15 protein-coding genes and 1 pseudogene are annotated in these 15,184 nt (G+C 66.2%); 10 read left to right on the plus strand and 6 right to left on the minus strand.

Features of this window, described 5'->3' with window-relative positions:
* Position 1 precedes the first annotated feature (1 nt).
* The 4 genes from AKJ09_RS03605 (at position 2) to AKJ09_RS52650 (ending at position 4,440) form a co-directional block, all read left to right on the plus strand.
* Positions 2 to 2,752, plus strand: a complete 2,751-nt coding sequence (locus AKJ09_RS03605; RefSeq protein ID WP_146645778.1) for a SprB repeat-containing protein — start codon at positions 2 to 4, stop codon at positions 2,750 to 2,752.
* Positions 2,753 to 2,920: 168 nt separating this feature from the next.
* A complete protein-coding gene (locus tag AKJ09_RS03610) occupies positions 2,921 to 3,427 on the plus strand; it encodes a hypothetical protein (protein ID WP_146645779.1) in 507 nt (168 codons plus the stop codon).
* Between the two features lie 301 nt (positions 3,428 to 3,728).
* Positions 3,729 to 4,184, plus strand: a complete 456-nt coding sequence (locus AKJ09_RS03620; RefSeq protein ID WP_146645780.1) for a M13 family metallopeptidase — start codon at positions 3,729 to 3,731, stop codon at positions 4,182 to 4,184.
* Between the two features lie 91 nt (positions 4,185 to 4,275).
* On the plus strand, positions 4,276 to 4,440 hold the full coding sequence (locus tag AKJ09_RS52650; RefSeq protein ID WP_169927223.1) for a hypothetical protein: 165 nt from the start codon (positions 4,276 to 4,278) through the stop codon (positions 4,438 to 4,440).
* A gap of 9 nt (positions 4,441 to 4,449) precedes the next feature.
* On the opposite strand, the gene AKJ09_RS03625 is transcribed toward AKJ09_RS52650, so the two are convergent.
* Positions 4,450 to 5,379: a LysR family transcriptional regulator gene (locus tag AKJ09_RS03625; RefSeq protein ID WP_146645781.1), complete on the minus strand. Its 930-nt coding sequence runs from the start codon at positions 5,377 to 5,379 to the stop codon at positions 4,450 to 4,452.
* 73 nt (positions 5,380 to 5,452) lie between these two features.
* Between AKJ09_RS03625 and AKJ09_RS03630 the strand changes: the two genes are divergently transcribed.
* Complete coding sequence (locus AKJ09_RS03630) at positions 5,453 to 5,830, plus strand: tautomerase family protein (protein WP_146645782.1); 378 nt, start codon at positions 5,453 to 5,455, stop codon at positions 5,828 to 5,830.
* Here AKJ09_RS03630 and AKJ09_RS55475 read toward each other — a convergent pair whose 3' ends face one another.
* Both AKJ09_RS55475 and AKJ09_RS03640 read right to left on the minus strand, forming a co-directional pair.
* On the minus strand, positions 5,831 to 6,151 hold the full coding sequence (locus AKJ09_RS55475) for an endonuclease dU (RefSeq protein ID WP_275936606.1): 321 nt from the start codon (positions 6,149 to 6,151) through the stop codon (positions 5,831 to 5,833).
* A gap of 15 nt (positions 6,152 to 6,166) precedes the next feature.
* On the minus strand, positions 6,167 to 7,120 hold the full coding sequence (locus AKJ09_RS03640; protein ID WP_146645784.1) for a transposase: 954 nt from the start codon (positions 7,118 to 7,120) through the stop codon (positions 6,167 to 6,169).
* Positions 7,121 to 7,315: 195 nt separating this feature from the next.
* On the opposite strand from AKJ09_RS03640, the gene AKJ09_RS03645 reads away from it, so the two are divergent.
* On the plus strand, positions 7,316 to 8,284 hold the full coding sequence (locus AKJ09_RS03645) for a sialate O-acetylesterase (RefSeq protein ID WP_146645785.1): 969 nt from the start codon (positions 7,316 to 7,318) through the stop codon (positions 8,282 to 8,284).
* 710 nt (positions 8,285 to 8,994) lie between these two features.
* On the opposite strand, the gene AKJ09_RS03650 is transcribed toward AKJ09_RS03645, so the two are convergent.
* Positions 8,995 to 9,318: a hypothetical protein gene (locus AKJ09_RS03650; RefSeq protein ID WP_146645786.1), complete on the minus strand. Its 324-nt coding sequence runs from the start codon at positions 9,316 to 9,318 to the stop codon at positions 8,995 to 8,997.
* A 116-nt stretch (positions 9,319 to 9,434) separates the two neighbouring features.
* Here AKJ09_RS03650 and AKJ09_RS55480 point away from each other — a divergent pair, with 116 nt between their 5' ends.
* The 4 genes and pseudogenes from AKJ09_RS55480 to AKJ09_RS03670 all read left to right on the plus strand — a co-directional run bounded on the left by AKJ09_RS55480 (position 9,435) and on the right by AKJ09_RS03670 (position 13,272).
* Positions 9,435 to 9,563, plus strand: a complete 129-nt coding sequence (locus AKJ09_RS55480; RefSeq protein WP_275936607.1) for a hypothetical protein — start codon at positions 9,435 to 9,437, stop codon at positions 9,561 to 9,563.
* Between the two features lie 158 nt (positions 9,564 to 9,721).
* A complete protein-coding gene (locus tag AKJ09_RS03660) occupies positions 9,722 to 11,011 on the plus strand; it encodes a metallophosphoesterase (protein WP_169927224.1) in 1,290 nt (429 codons plus the stop codon).
* Positions 11,012 to 11,599: 588 nt separating this feature from the next.
* Positions 11,600 to 12,890: pseudogene (locus AKJ09_RS03665) on the plus strand (GMC family oxidoreductase).
* Between the two features lie 112 nt (positions 12,891 to 13,002).
* The gene (locus tag AKJ09_RS03670) at positions 13,003 to 13,272 is read left to right on the plus strand and encodes an alpha/beta fold hydrolase (protein WP_205633587.1); all 270 of its coding nucleotides are present in this window, start codon (positions 13,003 to 13,005) and stop codon (positions 13,270 to 13,272) included.
* Between the two features lie 102 nt (positions 13,273 to 13,374).
* On the opposite strand, the gene AKJ09_RS03675 is transcribed toward AKJ09_RS03670, so the two are convergent.
* Complete coding sequence (locus AKJ09_RS03675; RefSeq protein WP_146645789.1) at positions 13,375 to 14,121, minus strand: hypothetical protein; 747 nt, start codon at positions 14,119 to 14,121, stop codon at positions 13,375 to 13,377.
* Positions 14,118 to 14,927, minus strand: coding sequence for a hypothetical protein (locus AKJ09_RS03680; protein WP_169927225.1), 810 nt, complete (start codon positions 14,925 to 14,927; stop codon positions 14,118 to 14,120). Before AKJ09_RS03680 ends, AKJ09_RS03675 begins: the two co-directional genes overlap by 4 nt.
* Positions 14,928 to 15,184: the final 257 nt, after the last annotated feature.

The following is a 15,184-nucleotide window of genomic DNA, read 5'->3' on the forward strand; positions in this document are numbered from 1 at the left end:
AATGCGCACGGCTCTGCCTTTCGTCGTTGGTCTCGCCGCCCTTTGCTATTCACCTTCAGCGTTCGCGACGACCGTAACCGTCAGCACGACGAGCGTGAAGTGCAACGGAGGCTCCGACGGGACGGCGACGGCGTCGGCGACGAACGGTCCGACTCCGTACACGTACCGCTGGTCGAACGGTCAAACGACGGCGAAGGCGGACGGGCTGGTCGCGGGCGTGTACTCCGTCGAGGTCACCGACGCGGATGGCGTGAAGACCACGCAGAGTGGAACGGTCACGGAGCCGACGGCTCTGTCTTCGAGCTGGGGCATCGCGAATGTCACCTGCAATGGCTACAGCAATGGCGTCGTTGGCGTGTCGATGAAAGGCGGAGTTGCGCCATATACCTATGTTTGGTCTCCCAGGGGCGGTAACTCCCCGGTGGCGGTGGGGATGCCGGTCGGGTCGTACACGGTCACAGTGAAGGACGCTAACCTCTGTCAGCACGAGCGCACTCTGGTCGTCAAGGAGCCGCTGCCCATCGTCTTGACATCGACCACGACGAGCGACGCCTCGTGCAGCGACCGGAACGACGGAAAAGCCAGTGTCACGGCGTCTGGCGGCACACCCGGGTTCCTCTATTCGTGGGACGGTGGCGGTTGGCAGGGGGGGGACGCGACGAATCTCACGGCCGGCGAGCACACCGTGTCGGTCGAAGACGCCTTCGGCTGCCCGGCCTCACTGAAGGTCACGATCGGCGCGCCGCCACCCCTGACATATACGGTCAGTCAAACGGAGATCGCGTGCGCGGGGGGCAAGGCGTCGGCGACGATGACGGCGTCCGGCGGTACGGCTCCGTACTCCTATGGCTGGTCGACGGGAGAGACGTCGGCGACGGCGACGGAGCTCACGGCGGCCGGCAACTACTCCGGGACGGTCACGGATGCGCGTGGCTGCCAGACCTCCCGAACCGTTGCCATCGCGGAGCCTCCCGCGCTCGTGGCGACGCCCTCGTCGACGAGCGTCCTTTGTCACGGTGGCTCGAGCGGCACGGCAAGGGTCGACGCGAGCGGTGGAACCGCGCCGTACACGTACGCGTGGTCGACCGGCGAGACGACCGCGTCGCTGAACGGTCTCGCCATCGGTGGCTACTCGGCAACGGTGAAGGATGCGAAAGGGTGCACGTCATCGGCGAACGTGACCGTCGCGGAGCCACCGGTGCTGGTCGTATCCGCGGGAACGCAGAAGGACGTCACGTGCCATGGTGACGACAACGGCGCTCTCTCCGTCACCGCGAGCGGTGGCACGGGCACGTTGAAATACGATTGGACGGGCAATCCAACGGGCGATGGCACGAACGCCGTGAGCGGCCTTGCGCCGGGGGCGCACTCGGTCGTCGTGACGGACGGCAACCTTTGCACCGCGACGAAGAGCTTCACGGTGACGGAGCCGGCGGTGCTGCTGGCGAACGGCTCGTCGATGCCGCTCGAGGCGGTGGGCACCTGCACGGGCAGCGCGACGGTCGCGCCAACGGGCGGGACGCTCCCGTACTCCGTGGCGTGGACGCCGGGCGGGGCGACGACCAACACGGCCGATGCGCTTTGCGGTCCGAGCGCGCAGGCGACCATCACGGACGCAAACCAATGCAAGGTCACCTACGACGCGATCGTCGAGGGGCCGAAGGCGGACGTGTCGATCGAGCTGACGGGCCCCGCGAAGGTGGACGCGGGAGGTGCGCTGTCGTGGTCGTTCGCCGCGTCGACGACGGCGGATGCTCCGAATGTGACCGTGAACGGTAGCGTGCCGTCGCGGACGAAATTCGTGCAGCTCTCGGCGCCCGCGGGCTGGACATGCACGACCCCGGCAGTCGGCGCGCCAGGGACGTTTCAATGCAAGGCGTCGTCGCTCGCGGCTTCGGCGGCTGCGAAGTTCACGCTGGACGTGACGGTCGACGAGCTCTTCGGCGTCGGCAAGTTGGATGCGACCGTGACGGTGAGCGCCGCGGTGATCGACGGGACGGCGGGGAACAACTCGTCGACATCGACGGTCGACGTTCGCTCGCCCGCAAAGCTCGTGGCGACGAAGAGCGTGGTCTACGCTCCGCCGCGCGCCGTGACCTACACGATCGACGTGCGAAACGATGGCACGTCGGCGCAGGTCGACGATCCCGCACTGGACGAACTCGAGGACGTTTTGCCTGCGCAGCTCACGTTGAAGACGGCGACGGCGACGACGGGGGCGGCGACGACGTCAGGGAACACGGTGCATTGGAACGGCGCGCTGAAGACCGGCGAGACGGCGTCGATCACGATCCAGGCGGAAGTTCTGACGTCGGTGGCCCCCGAGACGACGATTGCCAATCTGGCGACTATCCATTACGACCAAGACGGTAATGGGGTGAACGAGGCGACCATCGGCTCGGTGCCTCCGGGCGCGACGGCGCCTGGCCCGACGACGTTCGTGACCGACAAGCCTGCGCTCCCGGACGGTGGCGTCGACGGCGGCGAGAGAGACGGCGGTGAAGGGGACGGCGGCGCGAATACGACCGACGGAGGCTCGAACGCCTCGGACGGCGGGACGAACGGCGGACCCGTGGGCGACGACGAGACGACGCCGACCGGTGCAAAAGGGGCGAATGGCGGCGACGGAGCATCGGGCTGTTCGGTGGGCCTCACTCCAAGCTCGCCGCGAAGCCTGAGCGGGATCGGTGGACTCGTGCTCGGCGTGGGCCTTGCCTGGCGGCGCCGTCGCTCCCGCGACGCACGACGCTGACGTCGCCTCGTTGGCGGCTATCGGGCGAAGGCCGTCGGAGCGCTCGTGCGAAGCGCTCGACGGCCCCCTACGCAACGACGTCATGGCCAGCAACCGCTGCAGTCGTAGAGCTCGTCGCCAGTGCTGTCGATGCACAGCTTTACGCAGCCTTTCGCGTAGAGTGGCACCATGGGAACGAAGATCGGGAGAGTGTCGGCACTCGGCGATGCGAAGACGATCGAAGCGTTACGCGATCGCCAAGCAGAGCTCGAACGCGAGTTCGCCGAGTGTTTCTCGGTGCAAGAGGGGTTCCCGAAACTCGTTGAAGAGCGACGTGACGGAGAAGCGCCTCGCTTTCGCGGATTGTGGACGTTCGGCGATGGGCCGGGCGTCGTGCTGAGTGATGGCGCTGCGTTCGTCGAAGCGGAGCTGCTCTGCAATCGTGTGCTCGGCGAATTTGCGTATACCCAGTATGGCTGCGTCTTGCGGGCGGTCGATCTTCGATATCACGGTGACTATGGCGGCTATTATCGGACGAGCGGAAAGTCGCTCAAGCACATCCGAGGGCGCTTGGAGTTGTTTGGCGCGATGGTGGTGCTGCGGTTGTTCGAGTCCGTTCGCGACGAGGGATTGTTTGGGGACGTTCCGAAAGTGCTGAAGGCATTTCGGCTACCGATACGGTTCGCCGAGGGGTGACCCCACCCGCAACGACCTTCGCTGCGACGAACGGAGAGAGACGAGACTGAGCGGGCGCCGCGGATCCGAGAGGGGCTGCGGCGTTTCGCTATTTGGGGGGGCGTTTTTGGCGGCGGCGGGGCTGGATCCGGGTCCGCTTCCGGATCCGGGTCCGCTTCCGGATCCGGGTCCGCTTCCGGATCCGGGTCCGGGTCCGCTTCCGGATCCGAATCCGAGTCGGAGTCAGGGGGCGAAGGTGGCCTGCGGCGACGGGGGCGTCGCTCCTTGACGGGCAGCGTCCATCGTGTGTGATGCGGGCGCGATGGTGCGTACCTTACTTGGCGTCGCGGCGTTGGTCGGCCTCGGCGTGGCTTGTTCGCCATCCCATACGACGACTGATCGAGCGCGCGCGCACGTGGCTCCGCACAACCTTCAGGCGCCAGTGAGCGCGGTCGAGGCCGGAGCTCCTCCTCCGAAGTCCTCGCCCTCGAAGTTTGCAGACGAGACGCCGCTACGCGAGCTCCCGTACACTCCGTCGCTCGACGTCACCGCCATGGATCGCACTGTGGATCCGTGTGCCGATCTCTATACGTTCGCGTGCGGAGGATGGCAGAAGAGCAATCCCATCCCGGCCGATCAGGCGATGTGGAGCGTCTACCGCAAGCTGACCAACGAGGTGACGCGTCACCTCTGGAGCCTCTTGCTCGAAGCAAGCGAGAGAGCAGGAAACCCAACCGCGTCCCGCCGGTCAACGAGGACTACGCCGGAGTTTACGTAGCGCGATTTTATGCGGACTTTCGACGATACTGGAACGCCGACCAAGCTGAGGTGAGTACGCCGGCATCAACAGCTCGACGTGTCAGTCTGCCGTGACCGACATGATGAACTACATGATGCAGAACACCGACGTTCTCCAGGGCTGGCTCTGGTGGGCGGCCGGACCGGGCTGGGGCGAGTATTCGCTCACGATCGAGCCGAAGAACGGCCAGGACCGTCCGCAGATGTCCTGGATCTCTCCGTTCCTCACGCGCTGATCCTCGCGTTCACCTCCGCGGCGGCTTGCGGACGACCTTCTTCCGGTCTTCCGTGATGCCGCCGCGTCGAGGTGAAACACGTGCAGCGAGACTCTCCATCACGGCTCGAATGCGCGCGGCGTTCCGCACGTCCGCGTGGACCGCGAGCCAGAGATCTTGCGCATCGTCGCGATCCGGCCAGAGGCGAACGAGGGCGCTGCTCGAGGCCTCGTCGACCAAGAAGGTCGGCAGGACTGCCAGCCCCATCCCGAGCTCCGTGGCGCGCACGAGCGACACCACGTTGTTCGCTTCGAACACCACGCGCGACCCTTGCGTCGACACGCCGGTGAGAAACCGGCGCTGCGCCGAATCAAAACCGGCCGCCATTTCGAGAACGTCGTGGCCGGTAAGGCCCTTTGCCTCCCGAGGACGTGAGCGACGGGCGAGATAGCTCGGCGCGGCGTAGAGTCCGTGGTGGACCACACCGACTTTCCGCACGACGAGGTCGGAGTCCACCGGCCGTACCGTTCTGAGCGCGACGTCGGCTTCGCCTTTCACCAGATCGACCGTCTCTGGCGCTGTCGTAAGAACGACCTTCACTTCCGGATGGGATTCGCGGAGGTCGGCCATCGCCGCGAGGACGAAGCCGCGCGCCAGCGCATCGGTGGTCGCCAGGCGAACCGTCCCTCGCGCTCGCGTGTCGAGTCCGCTGCTGGCTCGTTCCACGGCGAGCATCGCTCGCTCGGCCCGCTCGGCAGCTTCACGAATGGCTTCGGCCGCTGCCGTCGGCAAGAGACCTCGTGCGGACCTGGTGAAGAGTCGTGCCCCGAGATGGGCTTCGAGAGCCGTGAGGCGACGACCGACCGTCGTCTGGTCCGCGCCAAGCGCGCGTGCGGCCGCGCTCTGAGAACCGGAGCGTGCGATCGCCAGAAAGAATCGAAGATCGTCCCAGACGAGCACCTAGGCATTTTCGCATGACTCTTGGGCAACATCACTCGTGTTCTGCACGAGTGCGCGGAGCTACGTCTTTCGCATGCCCCTCGTCCGAATCTCTCTCGGTATTCCCAAGAGCCCTGAAGTCATCCAGGCCATCTCCGACGGCATTCATCGTGCCCTCGTCGACGCCTTCGGCATCCCGGAAGACGATCGCTTCCAGGTCGTCTGCCCGAACGAGTCGCTAGTCTACGATCGCGGCTATCTCGGCATCGAGCGCTCCGAGGACGTCATCTTCGTCCAGGTGACGCTCGTACGCGGCAGAGCCGTCGAGAAGAAGCGGACGTTCTACCGCCTCGTCGTCGAAAATCTTTCGCGCTCGCCCGGTCTGCGCAAGCAGGACATCGTCATCAGCCTGGTGGAAAACGATCGCGCGGATTGGTCCGTCGGGAACGGCGAAGCTCAGCTCCTGATCTGATCACGCTCGGCCGCGGCTACTGCCGTCGGTGATGCCGCCCGCGACGAGGTGAGCGAGTCGGAGCGGCTCGGGAACGTTTCCGTGCAGCGTCGTATCGGCCACGAGCCGGCGCGCTTCATCCATCGACAAGCCCGCGCGCTGGATCCACAGCCGCGGGCTCGTCGTCGTGATGCCTGTGGGGAGAGCAGGAAACCCAACCGCGTCCCGCCGGTCAACGAGGACTACGCCGGAGTTTACGTAGCGCGATTTTATGCGAATTTTCGACGATACTGGAACGCCGACCAAGCTGACCCCCTCCAAAGGGCGGACCTCGACGACCACCCGGTCGGGCGCGAGTTAGGTAGCGTCGGGCTCGTCGGGTTCGTCGCCGTCGAGGCTGGTCGGGTCGCGGGCGTGGGCAGTGTCCGGGGACCCGGTCGGCATTCCCAAGCGTTCGAGGATCTCGCGCGCTCTTCGCCTCCACGACGGCTTCGATGATGCGGAGCCTGCCTCGGCACTTCGGGCACTCCAGGATGTCCACGTCGAACGTCCGCCGCAGGAGCTGCGGCCATCGCAGACGTGGCGACGTGGCATACAGAAGCCCGCCGAGCAGACGAGACCAGTGCTGGACGCTGAGGATGTTGGGGGCGAAACGTGTGAAGTCGGCGGGCCACTCGCGGGCAGCCAGGGCCGTGCTCGGTGCTCGAAGGTGCGTGACGAATTCACCGACGGGCCCTTGGGCACCGCTGGGCATCGCGGGCCCAGCGGGCCGAACGCTCGTTCCCGCTGGCGAAGCTCTGTGCTGGTGCTGGTGCTCGCCGGGTTTCGCCGAGTCGTCTGACATCGCTCGGTCACACGACGTCCTCCCCGTCGCGGCGCCGCCGAGCTTCTTGATGCGATACGAGACGCGTCGACGGCGCCGCGACCGCGCGCGGGAGGCTCAATCTCCGCCTCTGCGCCAACCGCGGCGGATTCCCTTGCGTCGGCTCTTCCTGCGTCCGGCGCGAGCGGGCGCATCGTTCCACGCTGCATCGCGATCGACGCGCACGCCTCGAGCGGAGACGACAGTGCCCTTTCGTTCGAGCGATCCTCGAGCGGCGTGAGCTCGAGATGTCCGTGGCGCCGAAGCCACTTGATCGCGCGGCGATGCACTGCCTCGACGATGCTCTCGAGCTCGGCGCGCGTAGGAGCCGGCGCGTCGTGAAAGACAGCAGCCCCCGTCGCAATTCGCGTGTACACGCCGTCGAGAAAGACGACGTGAAAATGAACGTTCAAATTGAGGCTGGAGCCGAACCTCTGTACGAACGTCACGGCGCCGGCTCGCGCGTCGGGCGAAATCCCGACACCGGCGCGCTTCGCCCAGGCGGAATAGCAGGCCCGCGCGGTCGGCCTCCGCGGCGGCGGCAAGGGCGAAGAAGAAGAGACCTGAACTCTCCTCGGCGTCTTCGGATTCTCCGCATCGGAGCCGTCGTATGCTGCGAAAGGTGACCGATCTGGTACGATCGCATGATCATGCGGGTGGCCAAGCTGTGGAGCGCAGGGGTCCTGCTGGTCGTGGGCGTGGCCGCGTGTGACGCCGCGAGTCCAGGACCTATGGGCGTCGCCGAGGCCGGGGCGAGCGGCTCCGGCGCAGGTGAGGAGGCGCCCACTCCGGTCGCCGGTGGCTCCGTGGTCGATGCCGGAGCCGCGCACGACGCCGACCTCGACGCCGACGTCGCGGCCCCCTCGCCGTCGTCGGGTTACGACGTCTTCTTGCTCGCTGGCCAATCGAACATGGTCGGGCGCGGCGCATCGTTCGACGCCGCGCTCGATACACCGCACCCCGCGATCTTTCAGTGGGGTCGAGGTGAGCGTGACGGGATGATCGTTCCGGCGGTCGCGAGGCTCGATCACAACGACACGGCCTTGCTCGATCGCGTCGGCATGGGCCTCTCGTTCGCGAAGGCGTATTACGAAGCATCGCAGCCCACGCCGCGCCCGATCTTGCTCGTGCCCACGGCGCGCGGCGGCTCGAGCTTCTCGGCCCATCAGTGGAACCCGGGCGATCCGCTCTTCGAGGACGCCGTCCTGCGCGGGAACGCGGCGATGGCGACCGATCCGGGCAACCGGTTCGTGGCGTTCCTCTGGCACCAAGGAGAGAACGACGTCGGGCAATACGACAACGCCACGTATTCGCAGGCGCTCGACGCGATGATCGGCGCGTTCCGCGCGCGGGTCGCAGGGGCGTCATCGGCTCCCTTCATCCTCGGTCAATTCTGCCCGGATTGGTCCCCCGACCCCGCCGCGAAGGCGTCGATCTCGTCCGCCATCGACGCGACCCCGCAGCGCGTCCCCTTCACCTCCGTGGCGCCGTCCGCAGGCCTGACGAGCAACGCGGGCGACGCCGTGCACTTCGACGCCCCCGCGCAGCGCACTTACGGTGCGCGTTATTGGCAAGCGTTGGACGTCGCGCGCGCCAACGTCCCGCACCCCTGACGCGCCCGCTCAGCGCGCGCGCCGCCCCGAGTCGATGCCGGTCACGAGCAGCCGCAGCGCGGTCTCGACGATGACGTACCTGCCGCCCCCCGGCGATCCCTCGATCCACGCGCAGTAGGCGCGCCCAAGACGGCCTCCCCCTCGCACTGGGAGCTACGCGTGCACCTCCGCTGAACGTGCCCGCGCCGATCGAACCTCCGCCGCCCGTAGCCGAAACACCGGCTCCCGATGCGCCGCCGTCAGCTCTTGGTCAAGTGAGCGCAGGGCTCCAAAGCCCACGCGTCCAGCATCGACATCCGTGGGAGCGCGGACGCCGGTCGTCGGAGGGCGGGGCACTCGGCGAACACGTCCCCCTGCTGCACCAGAAGCGACCTCGAAGCTCGAACACGTGCAAGGCAAGCGACGACGCTCGAGCCCGTCGCTTTCCTCGCGCACGTCTTGCCGCCGGGTTCCGTCAAGATTCGGCAGTCGGACTGCTCGCCCCGTCCAACATCGCCACGCACTTGCTGACGCGCACGCCGCCCTCGAGTCCCCGACGCATCCGAGCCCGCCTTGCGCAGGCGTCCTGTGCAACGATATGCGGACCGCCGACGATTGGGCCGCGTTGCTCTTCGAGCTCACCCGCGACTCGCTTCCGCTCTTCTGCCATAGCCGACGCCTCGCCGCTGCCGCATCGGCTCCGTCCAAAGCTCGATTACGCGCTCGGCCATCTAGAAAACCTCTCCTCCATCCGACGCCTGGAGAGCGGCAAGAGCCGCGCATTGGCGCCGACGATGGCGCGCACGAAACCAGAGGAGGAGCGCGATCCACGCAATGCCGATGACCGTAAACGCGAGCTTTTCGCGGAACGTCTCGACATGCGAGAGACCGAAGCCTCTGATCCTGACTTCGTGGTCCAACCACATCTCCACGAGATACGGCGGGATGAAGACGAGCGAGATCACGAGCTTGGGCAGCCACCATTGCCTGCGGAAGAGCGCAGGATCGACGGCGGGCGATGACACGGCCTGCTGCGACGGCTCGCGAGATGCCATGCACCCATCATAACCACGCGCACGGGTTCGGGCAGGGGGAGTGATTGTCCACTTCTCCACCGGCGCGGCAGTGTCCACAGCGCTCTCGGCGCTTGCCCGAAGGTGCGTTGCACCCCATGACCAACAACGGCCAGTGGGAGGCCGAAACCCGGGGAAGGATCGCCCTACCGACGTATGGTTCTCGAGTCATGACACGCGCCCTCGGCCTGCGCGGCGACGGCAAGGGCGAAGAAGAAGAGCCCTGAGCTCTCCTCGGCGTCTTCGGACGAGCGCGTCACTCCTCCTTCCCTTTGGCCTGACGCACGGCCGAGGATCGTCGACGTCCCCACCGGGGCCGTGCTCGTCTATAGTTATAGTCGCCCGCTCGTCCGCGCGAGCGTAGCCATTCAAAGGAGCCAACGAGATGCGTCGTGTGAAGGCCGCCTTGGGTCTCGGTTCGAGCATCTGCGGTGGCGCCTTGTTCCTCGGTGCCATGATCGCGGGGTGCTCATCGTCTCCTTCGACGGCGCAGACCTCGGACGCGAGCGCCGACGCGGGCACGACGGGTATGACCGATGACGCGGGCACGACGGGCCCTGACGCCGACGCGGGCACGACCGGTCCTGACGCCGACGCGGGCACGACCGGTCCTGACGCCGACGCGGGCACGACGGGTCCTGACGCCGACGCGGGCACGGTGTGCGGCGACGCGCCGGGCACGACCCTGGACTACACGGCCAAGGGCTTCGACTTCCTCCTCGATGGCGATTGGGGAAATCAGCAGGACCTGACCGACATGCAGAAGGTCGCCGCCGCGATGAACACCTGGGCAGCGGCTCAGGGCACGAACTTCGTGATCTCTCTCGGCTCCAACTTCTACCAAGGGGGCACGTTCGCTTACGAAGGTGTGCAGTCTGCCACCGACGCCAAGTTCACCACGCTGTGGAAGGACGTCTACGCCGGCACGACGCTCAGCCAGGTCCCCTGGTGGCTCGTCCTGGGCAATCACGACTGGTACGCGACCGGCTCGCCCAAGTTCGAGATGCAGCACCAGGACCCGAACTGGAACCTCCCCGACTACTTCTACACGAAGCGGGTGGCGCTCCCCGGTTGCAAGCACGCCACGTTCGTCTTCGTGGAGACGAACCTTCTCTTCTACGGGTACGCGGGCAAACAGAACATGGCGACGAACTTCGCGTCGGCCAGCTGGTCCCTGTCGGCGAAGACGCACCTCAAGCAGCTCGCATGGATCGATTGGACCCTTCAGCAGGCGAACCAGGACGAGTTCGTGATCGTCATCGGGGACCATCCGACCTTCACCTGCGGCTCCGACGTCACGGGCTCGGCCTACATGGGCCAGCTCGGGGCGATTCTCACGAAGTGGCAGCCGACGGCCTACGTCAACGCGCACCACAGCACGCTCGCGTACTACGCGATCAGCAGCCAGATGCTGCAGGTCCAGGTGGGCTCCGGCGGCAACGTCGACGCGGCGTGCGCGCCGGTCGACCCCTCCAAGGCCGGGCAGCAGGTCGCCAACACTTACGGCTTCGCGCACGCGAAGCTCTCGGGGACCAGCTTCGCCCTCGACTTCGTGACGGAGGCGAACAGCGTGGCGATGCAGACCTCCGTCGGAGCGCGGACGCCGGTCGTCGGAGTGACGGCCGACACGGCGTACCTGCCGCCCCCCGGCGATCCCTCGATCCACGCGCAGTAGGCGCGCCCACGACGGCCTCCCCCCTCGCACTGGGAGCTGCGCGTGCACCTCCGCTGAACGTGCCCGCGCCGATCGAACCTCCGCCGGCCGTGGCCGAGTTCGTAGTTAGGGCGATACGTCAACTCCGACGGGCGGCGGTCTTTGTCCCCTGGACAGCTTTCGTTTTCCTGCTCGCCGAGTCGGGCGCGCGTACGGTCTCCAGCCGGCCTCGAGCATGCACCTCCTTGGGGCCGCGTCGTCCTCGCCTGGCAGGGCGTCTGGCGGCAGCTCGCCATGGCCGCGATCATCGCAACTCTGGCGATCCTTGCCGGTTGCGGGACGGGATCTGACGCCTATGTTTTTGTCCAAGCCGGACGCGGACGCCAAGCAGATCCGCAGGGACCTGTTCCACGCTTCCACGCTTCCACGCTTCGTGCTTCGACGACGCGTGTGCACGCGGTCTTCCCACGAGGACGGGCGAGGACGGGCGAGGACGATTTGGCACGAGCTTCGCCGATGGCCGTCGATGAGCCTTCGCCCATCCGTCGCTCGCGCTTCAGAAAAACGCGTAGGTCTGATCGACAAGCTGAATCGTCATGGGGAGAGACCATGAATCAAGCTAGCGCCAACATCGGCGATACGCCGGACATCGCAACCCGGATCCGTGAGAATCAGGAAAAGCTCGCAGCGGAACTCGGGCGACAGTTCGACTTCATTGTTTGTGGAGCCGGAACGTCGGGGTCGGTCATCGCTGGAAGGCTTGCAGCCAATCCAGACGTGAAGGTGCTGTTGCTCGAGGCCGGCGACACCGACGTTCGTCGCTCAGGCCAACCCTCATCTGAACGGACGCGCCATCCCCTACTCGATGGGCAAGGTGTTGGGTGGAGGTTCGAGCATCAACGTATCGACATGGTCGCGAGGGCATCGAGTGGATTGGGACGACTACGCGGCTGCGGCGTCGGTATTCCGATCTTATTCATATCCAAGGATGGATCAGCCGAATCTGACGGTGCTGACCGGGGCGCTGGTGACACGCATCCTTTTTGAACAGCGGCGCGCTACTGGCGTGGAGTTTTCCTACAAAGGGAAAGTTCTGCATGCCGAAGCCAGGCTTGAAGTCATCCTCTCTCTCGGCGCGATACAGACACCAAAGTTGTTGATGCAATCGGGAATAGGTGACCAGGCCGAGCTAGGGAAGTTCGACATTCCCGTGCTGCAGAACCTGACCGGCGTAGGGCGCAATCTTCACGACCACGTTGCGCTGGGTTGTGTCTGGGAGGCTACGGAGAAGCCACTGCCAACCGCCCCGAGAGGTCAGGCAGCATGTTTCTGGAAGACGGACCCGGCGCGGAGCGCCCCCAACATCTTCACGTACGCACGTCGCGGGGCATGGGTCACGCGCGAGAACGAACCCCAGTTCAGGCCTCCCGCATCCGCGTGGTCTCTCGCCATCGGCATGCGGCCCGCGAGTCGAGGCGCGATTCACCTGACAGGCCCGAATGCATCCGATCCGCTCGAAATTCAGGCGAACTACCTGGCAGACCCACGTGACCTGAAAGACCTAATGACCGGGATTGGACAAGCCCGCGAGATCGGCAACGCGCCAGCTCTTCAGTCCTACGTCAAACGCGAGGTTGCGCCCGGGAACCTCGATGAGGCGGGTCTGGCACGCTTCATCCGTAATGGCCTTGTTACGTTTTGGCATCAATGCGGCACGGCGAAGATGGGACGCGACGCCATGTCGGTCGTGGATCGCAAGCTCAAGGTTCATGGCTTGGATGGTCTGCGTGTAGCGGACGCCTCCGTCTTGCCTCGAGTGACGACGGGAAACACGATGGCGCCCTGTGTCGTCATCGGTGAACGGGCCGCCGCCATCTTGCAAGAGGAGCACGACGCATAGCCTGGAACGACGTGCGCCGCCGGGAGTGACAAGGAAGGCCAGGCGCTCGATCCCGCGAAGTACTTCCTGGTCTTCGTCGACAACGTTGGTCACGGGCGATCGAGCAAGCCGAGTGACGGCCTGCATGCTCGGTTTCCGCTATGGCTATCGCGACATGGTCGACATCCACCATCGGCTCGTGACCGAGGTACTCGTGATTCGTCGTCTCCGTGCGATCTTCGGCATGTCGATGGGCGGAATGCACGCCTGGCTGTGGGCCGAGAGCTACCCTGACGAGGTCGAAGCGATCATGCCGGTCGTTGCGCTGCCGACGCGCATCGCGGGGGGAGAGCAGGACCCGATGCCGCTCGCCCGGCAACATGCCGGAGACCGCGGCCGGTAGTGCGGTTGTGCCACTGCCAGCCCGCGCAAGTGCCACAGGAAGGCGGCGTTCTCGGCATGCCGGGTCGCGATGTCAGCGTAACGGGTCATGCTGTCCACGGGTTCACCGCGCCTCGAAGCGATACGGCGGCCCCGGCAGGAAGTCGACGTCCTCCAGGTCTTTCGGCGCGGCGAGGAACTCGTTCGTCCCTGGATCCAGCCTGCGCAGGAAGTCGTCCCACCACGCCGGGATGTGCGCAACCGGAAAGACCTTGATCGGGTCGAAGACCGGCGGCGGCAGCGGCATGCCCTGCAGCGGGAAGTCGTCGAAGATGTCCGGAGGCGGCGCTCCGACAAGTTCCTCAGCCTCGAGGTGGAACTGCTCCAGACGTTGGACGCAAGTCTCCCACCACGCCAGGAAGGCCCCCTGCTCCGGCAGGATGTGCGTGGCGAGGTTGTAGGCCCAGCAGGCTCGTGTCGCGATCCGGGGATCGCTGCGCAACTCGTGCACGGCGTCGTTGAGGATCAGCAGGCTCAGGTAGAGCGGGCCGCGCTCGGGGCTGGACCACTCGTCCGGATCGAACTCCGTGTAGTTGAGATAGCGACGGTGCACCGCGCCGGCCCAGGCCGCGGTCAGGAAGCGGCGCTCGATCAACACGTCGGTGAGCTGGGACAGGCTGACGACGACCCACTCCAGCGTCGCGATCGTCAGGCCCAACGCAGCCTTGTTGGTCAGGCGGTTCAGACGCTCGAACTGCGCATCGGTGGCGTAGCGAAAATAGGCATTGGCGTTCCACTCGTCCCAGTCGTAGTCCGCCCGCTGCTCCGTCCAGATGGACGCCGGCATGTAGTGCCGCGGAAGCGGGTTCATGGGGCTTCCCCCTGCTCGTAAACGTAAGGCTCGCCGACGAAGCCAAGCGCCCGCATCTCGTCCGGCGTGCGAAGGAACGGGTTGCCGATCCAGTCGAGCTGGCGCAGGTGGCGGTCCACCGCGCGATCCATGCGCTGCTGGGGCTCCGCGGCCAGCAACATCGTGGGCTGCGGGCCGTCCAGGAACTCTGGCGGCAAAGGTCGGCCGCGATGGCCAGCGGCGAAGCGCTTCCAGTCCTCGACCGTGGGGAAGTCCTCGGCCTGTGCCACCGCCTCGTCGGGCTTCTCCGCGAAGATATTCAGCCGGGCGATGATCACCTCGACCCAACGGCCAAACGCCGGCCGGACATCCCGGGGCAGCATGTGACGCGCGAGATGCGCCGCGTGGAACGTCTCCAGGATCGGTGAGTAGTAGTTCTCCCAATACTTCTCGTGATCAAGGCAACGCCACAGGAACAAGCACAGCTCCAGCAATGCGCCCGAGGTCGGCGACACGCCAGGCGGAATGCGCAGGTCCACCGCGTCACGGTCGACGTAGCGCCAGTCCACCTGGTAGGCGAAGGCCGCCTCGGCCAGCTGCAGCGCCGTGCGCACGTGCTCGTCACGGCCCTGGAGCCGGTACGCGCCCCACATCACCGTGCCGGCGCACAGGGTGATGAAGCCGTTGCTGGTCTTGAGGTCCATGCGCCGCAGCAGCGGCGTCGGGAAGCGAGTCGAACCGGTGTGCTCGTCCCGTCCCCACCAGACGAAGGTCGGGGGTGAGGCGGCGAGACCGGCGAGAATGAAAGTCGGTGTCATCGTCATCAAGTTTCGGTCACGCTTCGGCGCTCAGACGTAGCCGCCCTCCGCGCAGTAATCGGCGATGTTGCGCTTGCGGAAACTCGTCGGCCGTTCGCGCGTGCGGGCCGCCTTGCCGTCCATCTGCGCGACCTGTTCCGTCTCCGACGCGACCTGCTCGCAGATGAAGACATCCATGCATTGGGTGGCGTGGCAGAGCAGTCCGAGGGAGAGCAGGAAACCCAACCGCGTCCCGCCGGTCAACGACGATACTGGAACGCCGACCA

Source organism: Labilithrix luteola (genome assembly GCF_001263205.1).
Classification (GTDB): domain Bacteria; phylum Myxococcota_A; class Polyangia; order Polyangiales; family Polyangiaceae; genus Labilithrix; species Labilithrix luteola.

Excerpts from the sequence above, each read along its gene's own strand:
- AKJ09_RS03630 (WP_146645782.1), top strand. The coding sequence starts at position 5,453 with ATGCCCCTCGTCCGAATCTCTCTCGGTATTCCCAAGAGCCCTGAAGTC.
- AKJ09_RS03605 (WP_146645778.1), top strand. The coding sequence starts at position 2 with ATGCGCACGGCTCTGCCTTTCGTCGTTGGTCTCGCCGCCCTTTGCTAT.
- AKJ09_RS03645 (WP_146645785.1), top strand. The coding sequence starts at position 7,316 with ATGATCATGCGGGTGGCCAAGCTGTGGAGCGCAGGGGTCCTGCTGGTC.
- AKJ09_RS03620 (WP_146645780.1), top strand. The coding sequence starts at position 3,729 with ATGGTGCGTACCTTACTTGGCGTCGCGGCGTTGGTCGGCCTCGGCGTG.
- AKJ09_RS03610 (WP_146645779.1), top strand. The coding sequence starts at position 2,921 with ATGGGAACGAAGATCGGGAGAGTGTCGGCACTCGGCGATGCGAAGACG.
- AKJ09_RS55480 (WP_275936607.1), top strand. The coding sequence starts at position 9,435 with ATGACCAACAACGGCCAGTGGGAGGCCGAAACCCGGGGAAGGATCGCC.
- AKJ09_RS03675 (WP_146645789.1), bottom strand. The coding sequence starts at position 14,121 with ATGAACCCGCTTCCGCGGCACTACATGCCGGCGTCCATCTGGACGGAG.
- AKJ09_RS03660 (WP_169927224.1), top strand. The coding sequence starts at position 9,722 with ATGCGTCGTGTGAAGGCCGCCTTGGGTCTCGGTTCGAGCATCTGCGGT.
- AKJ09_RS03650 (WP_146645786.1), bottom strand. The coding sequence starts at position 9,318 with ATGGCATCTCGCGAGCCGTCGCAGCAGGCCGTGTCATCGCCCGCCGTC.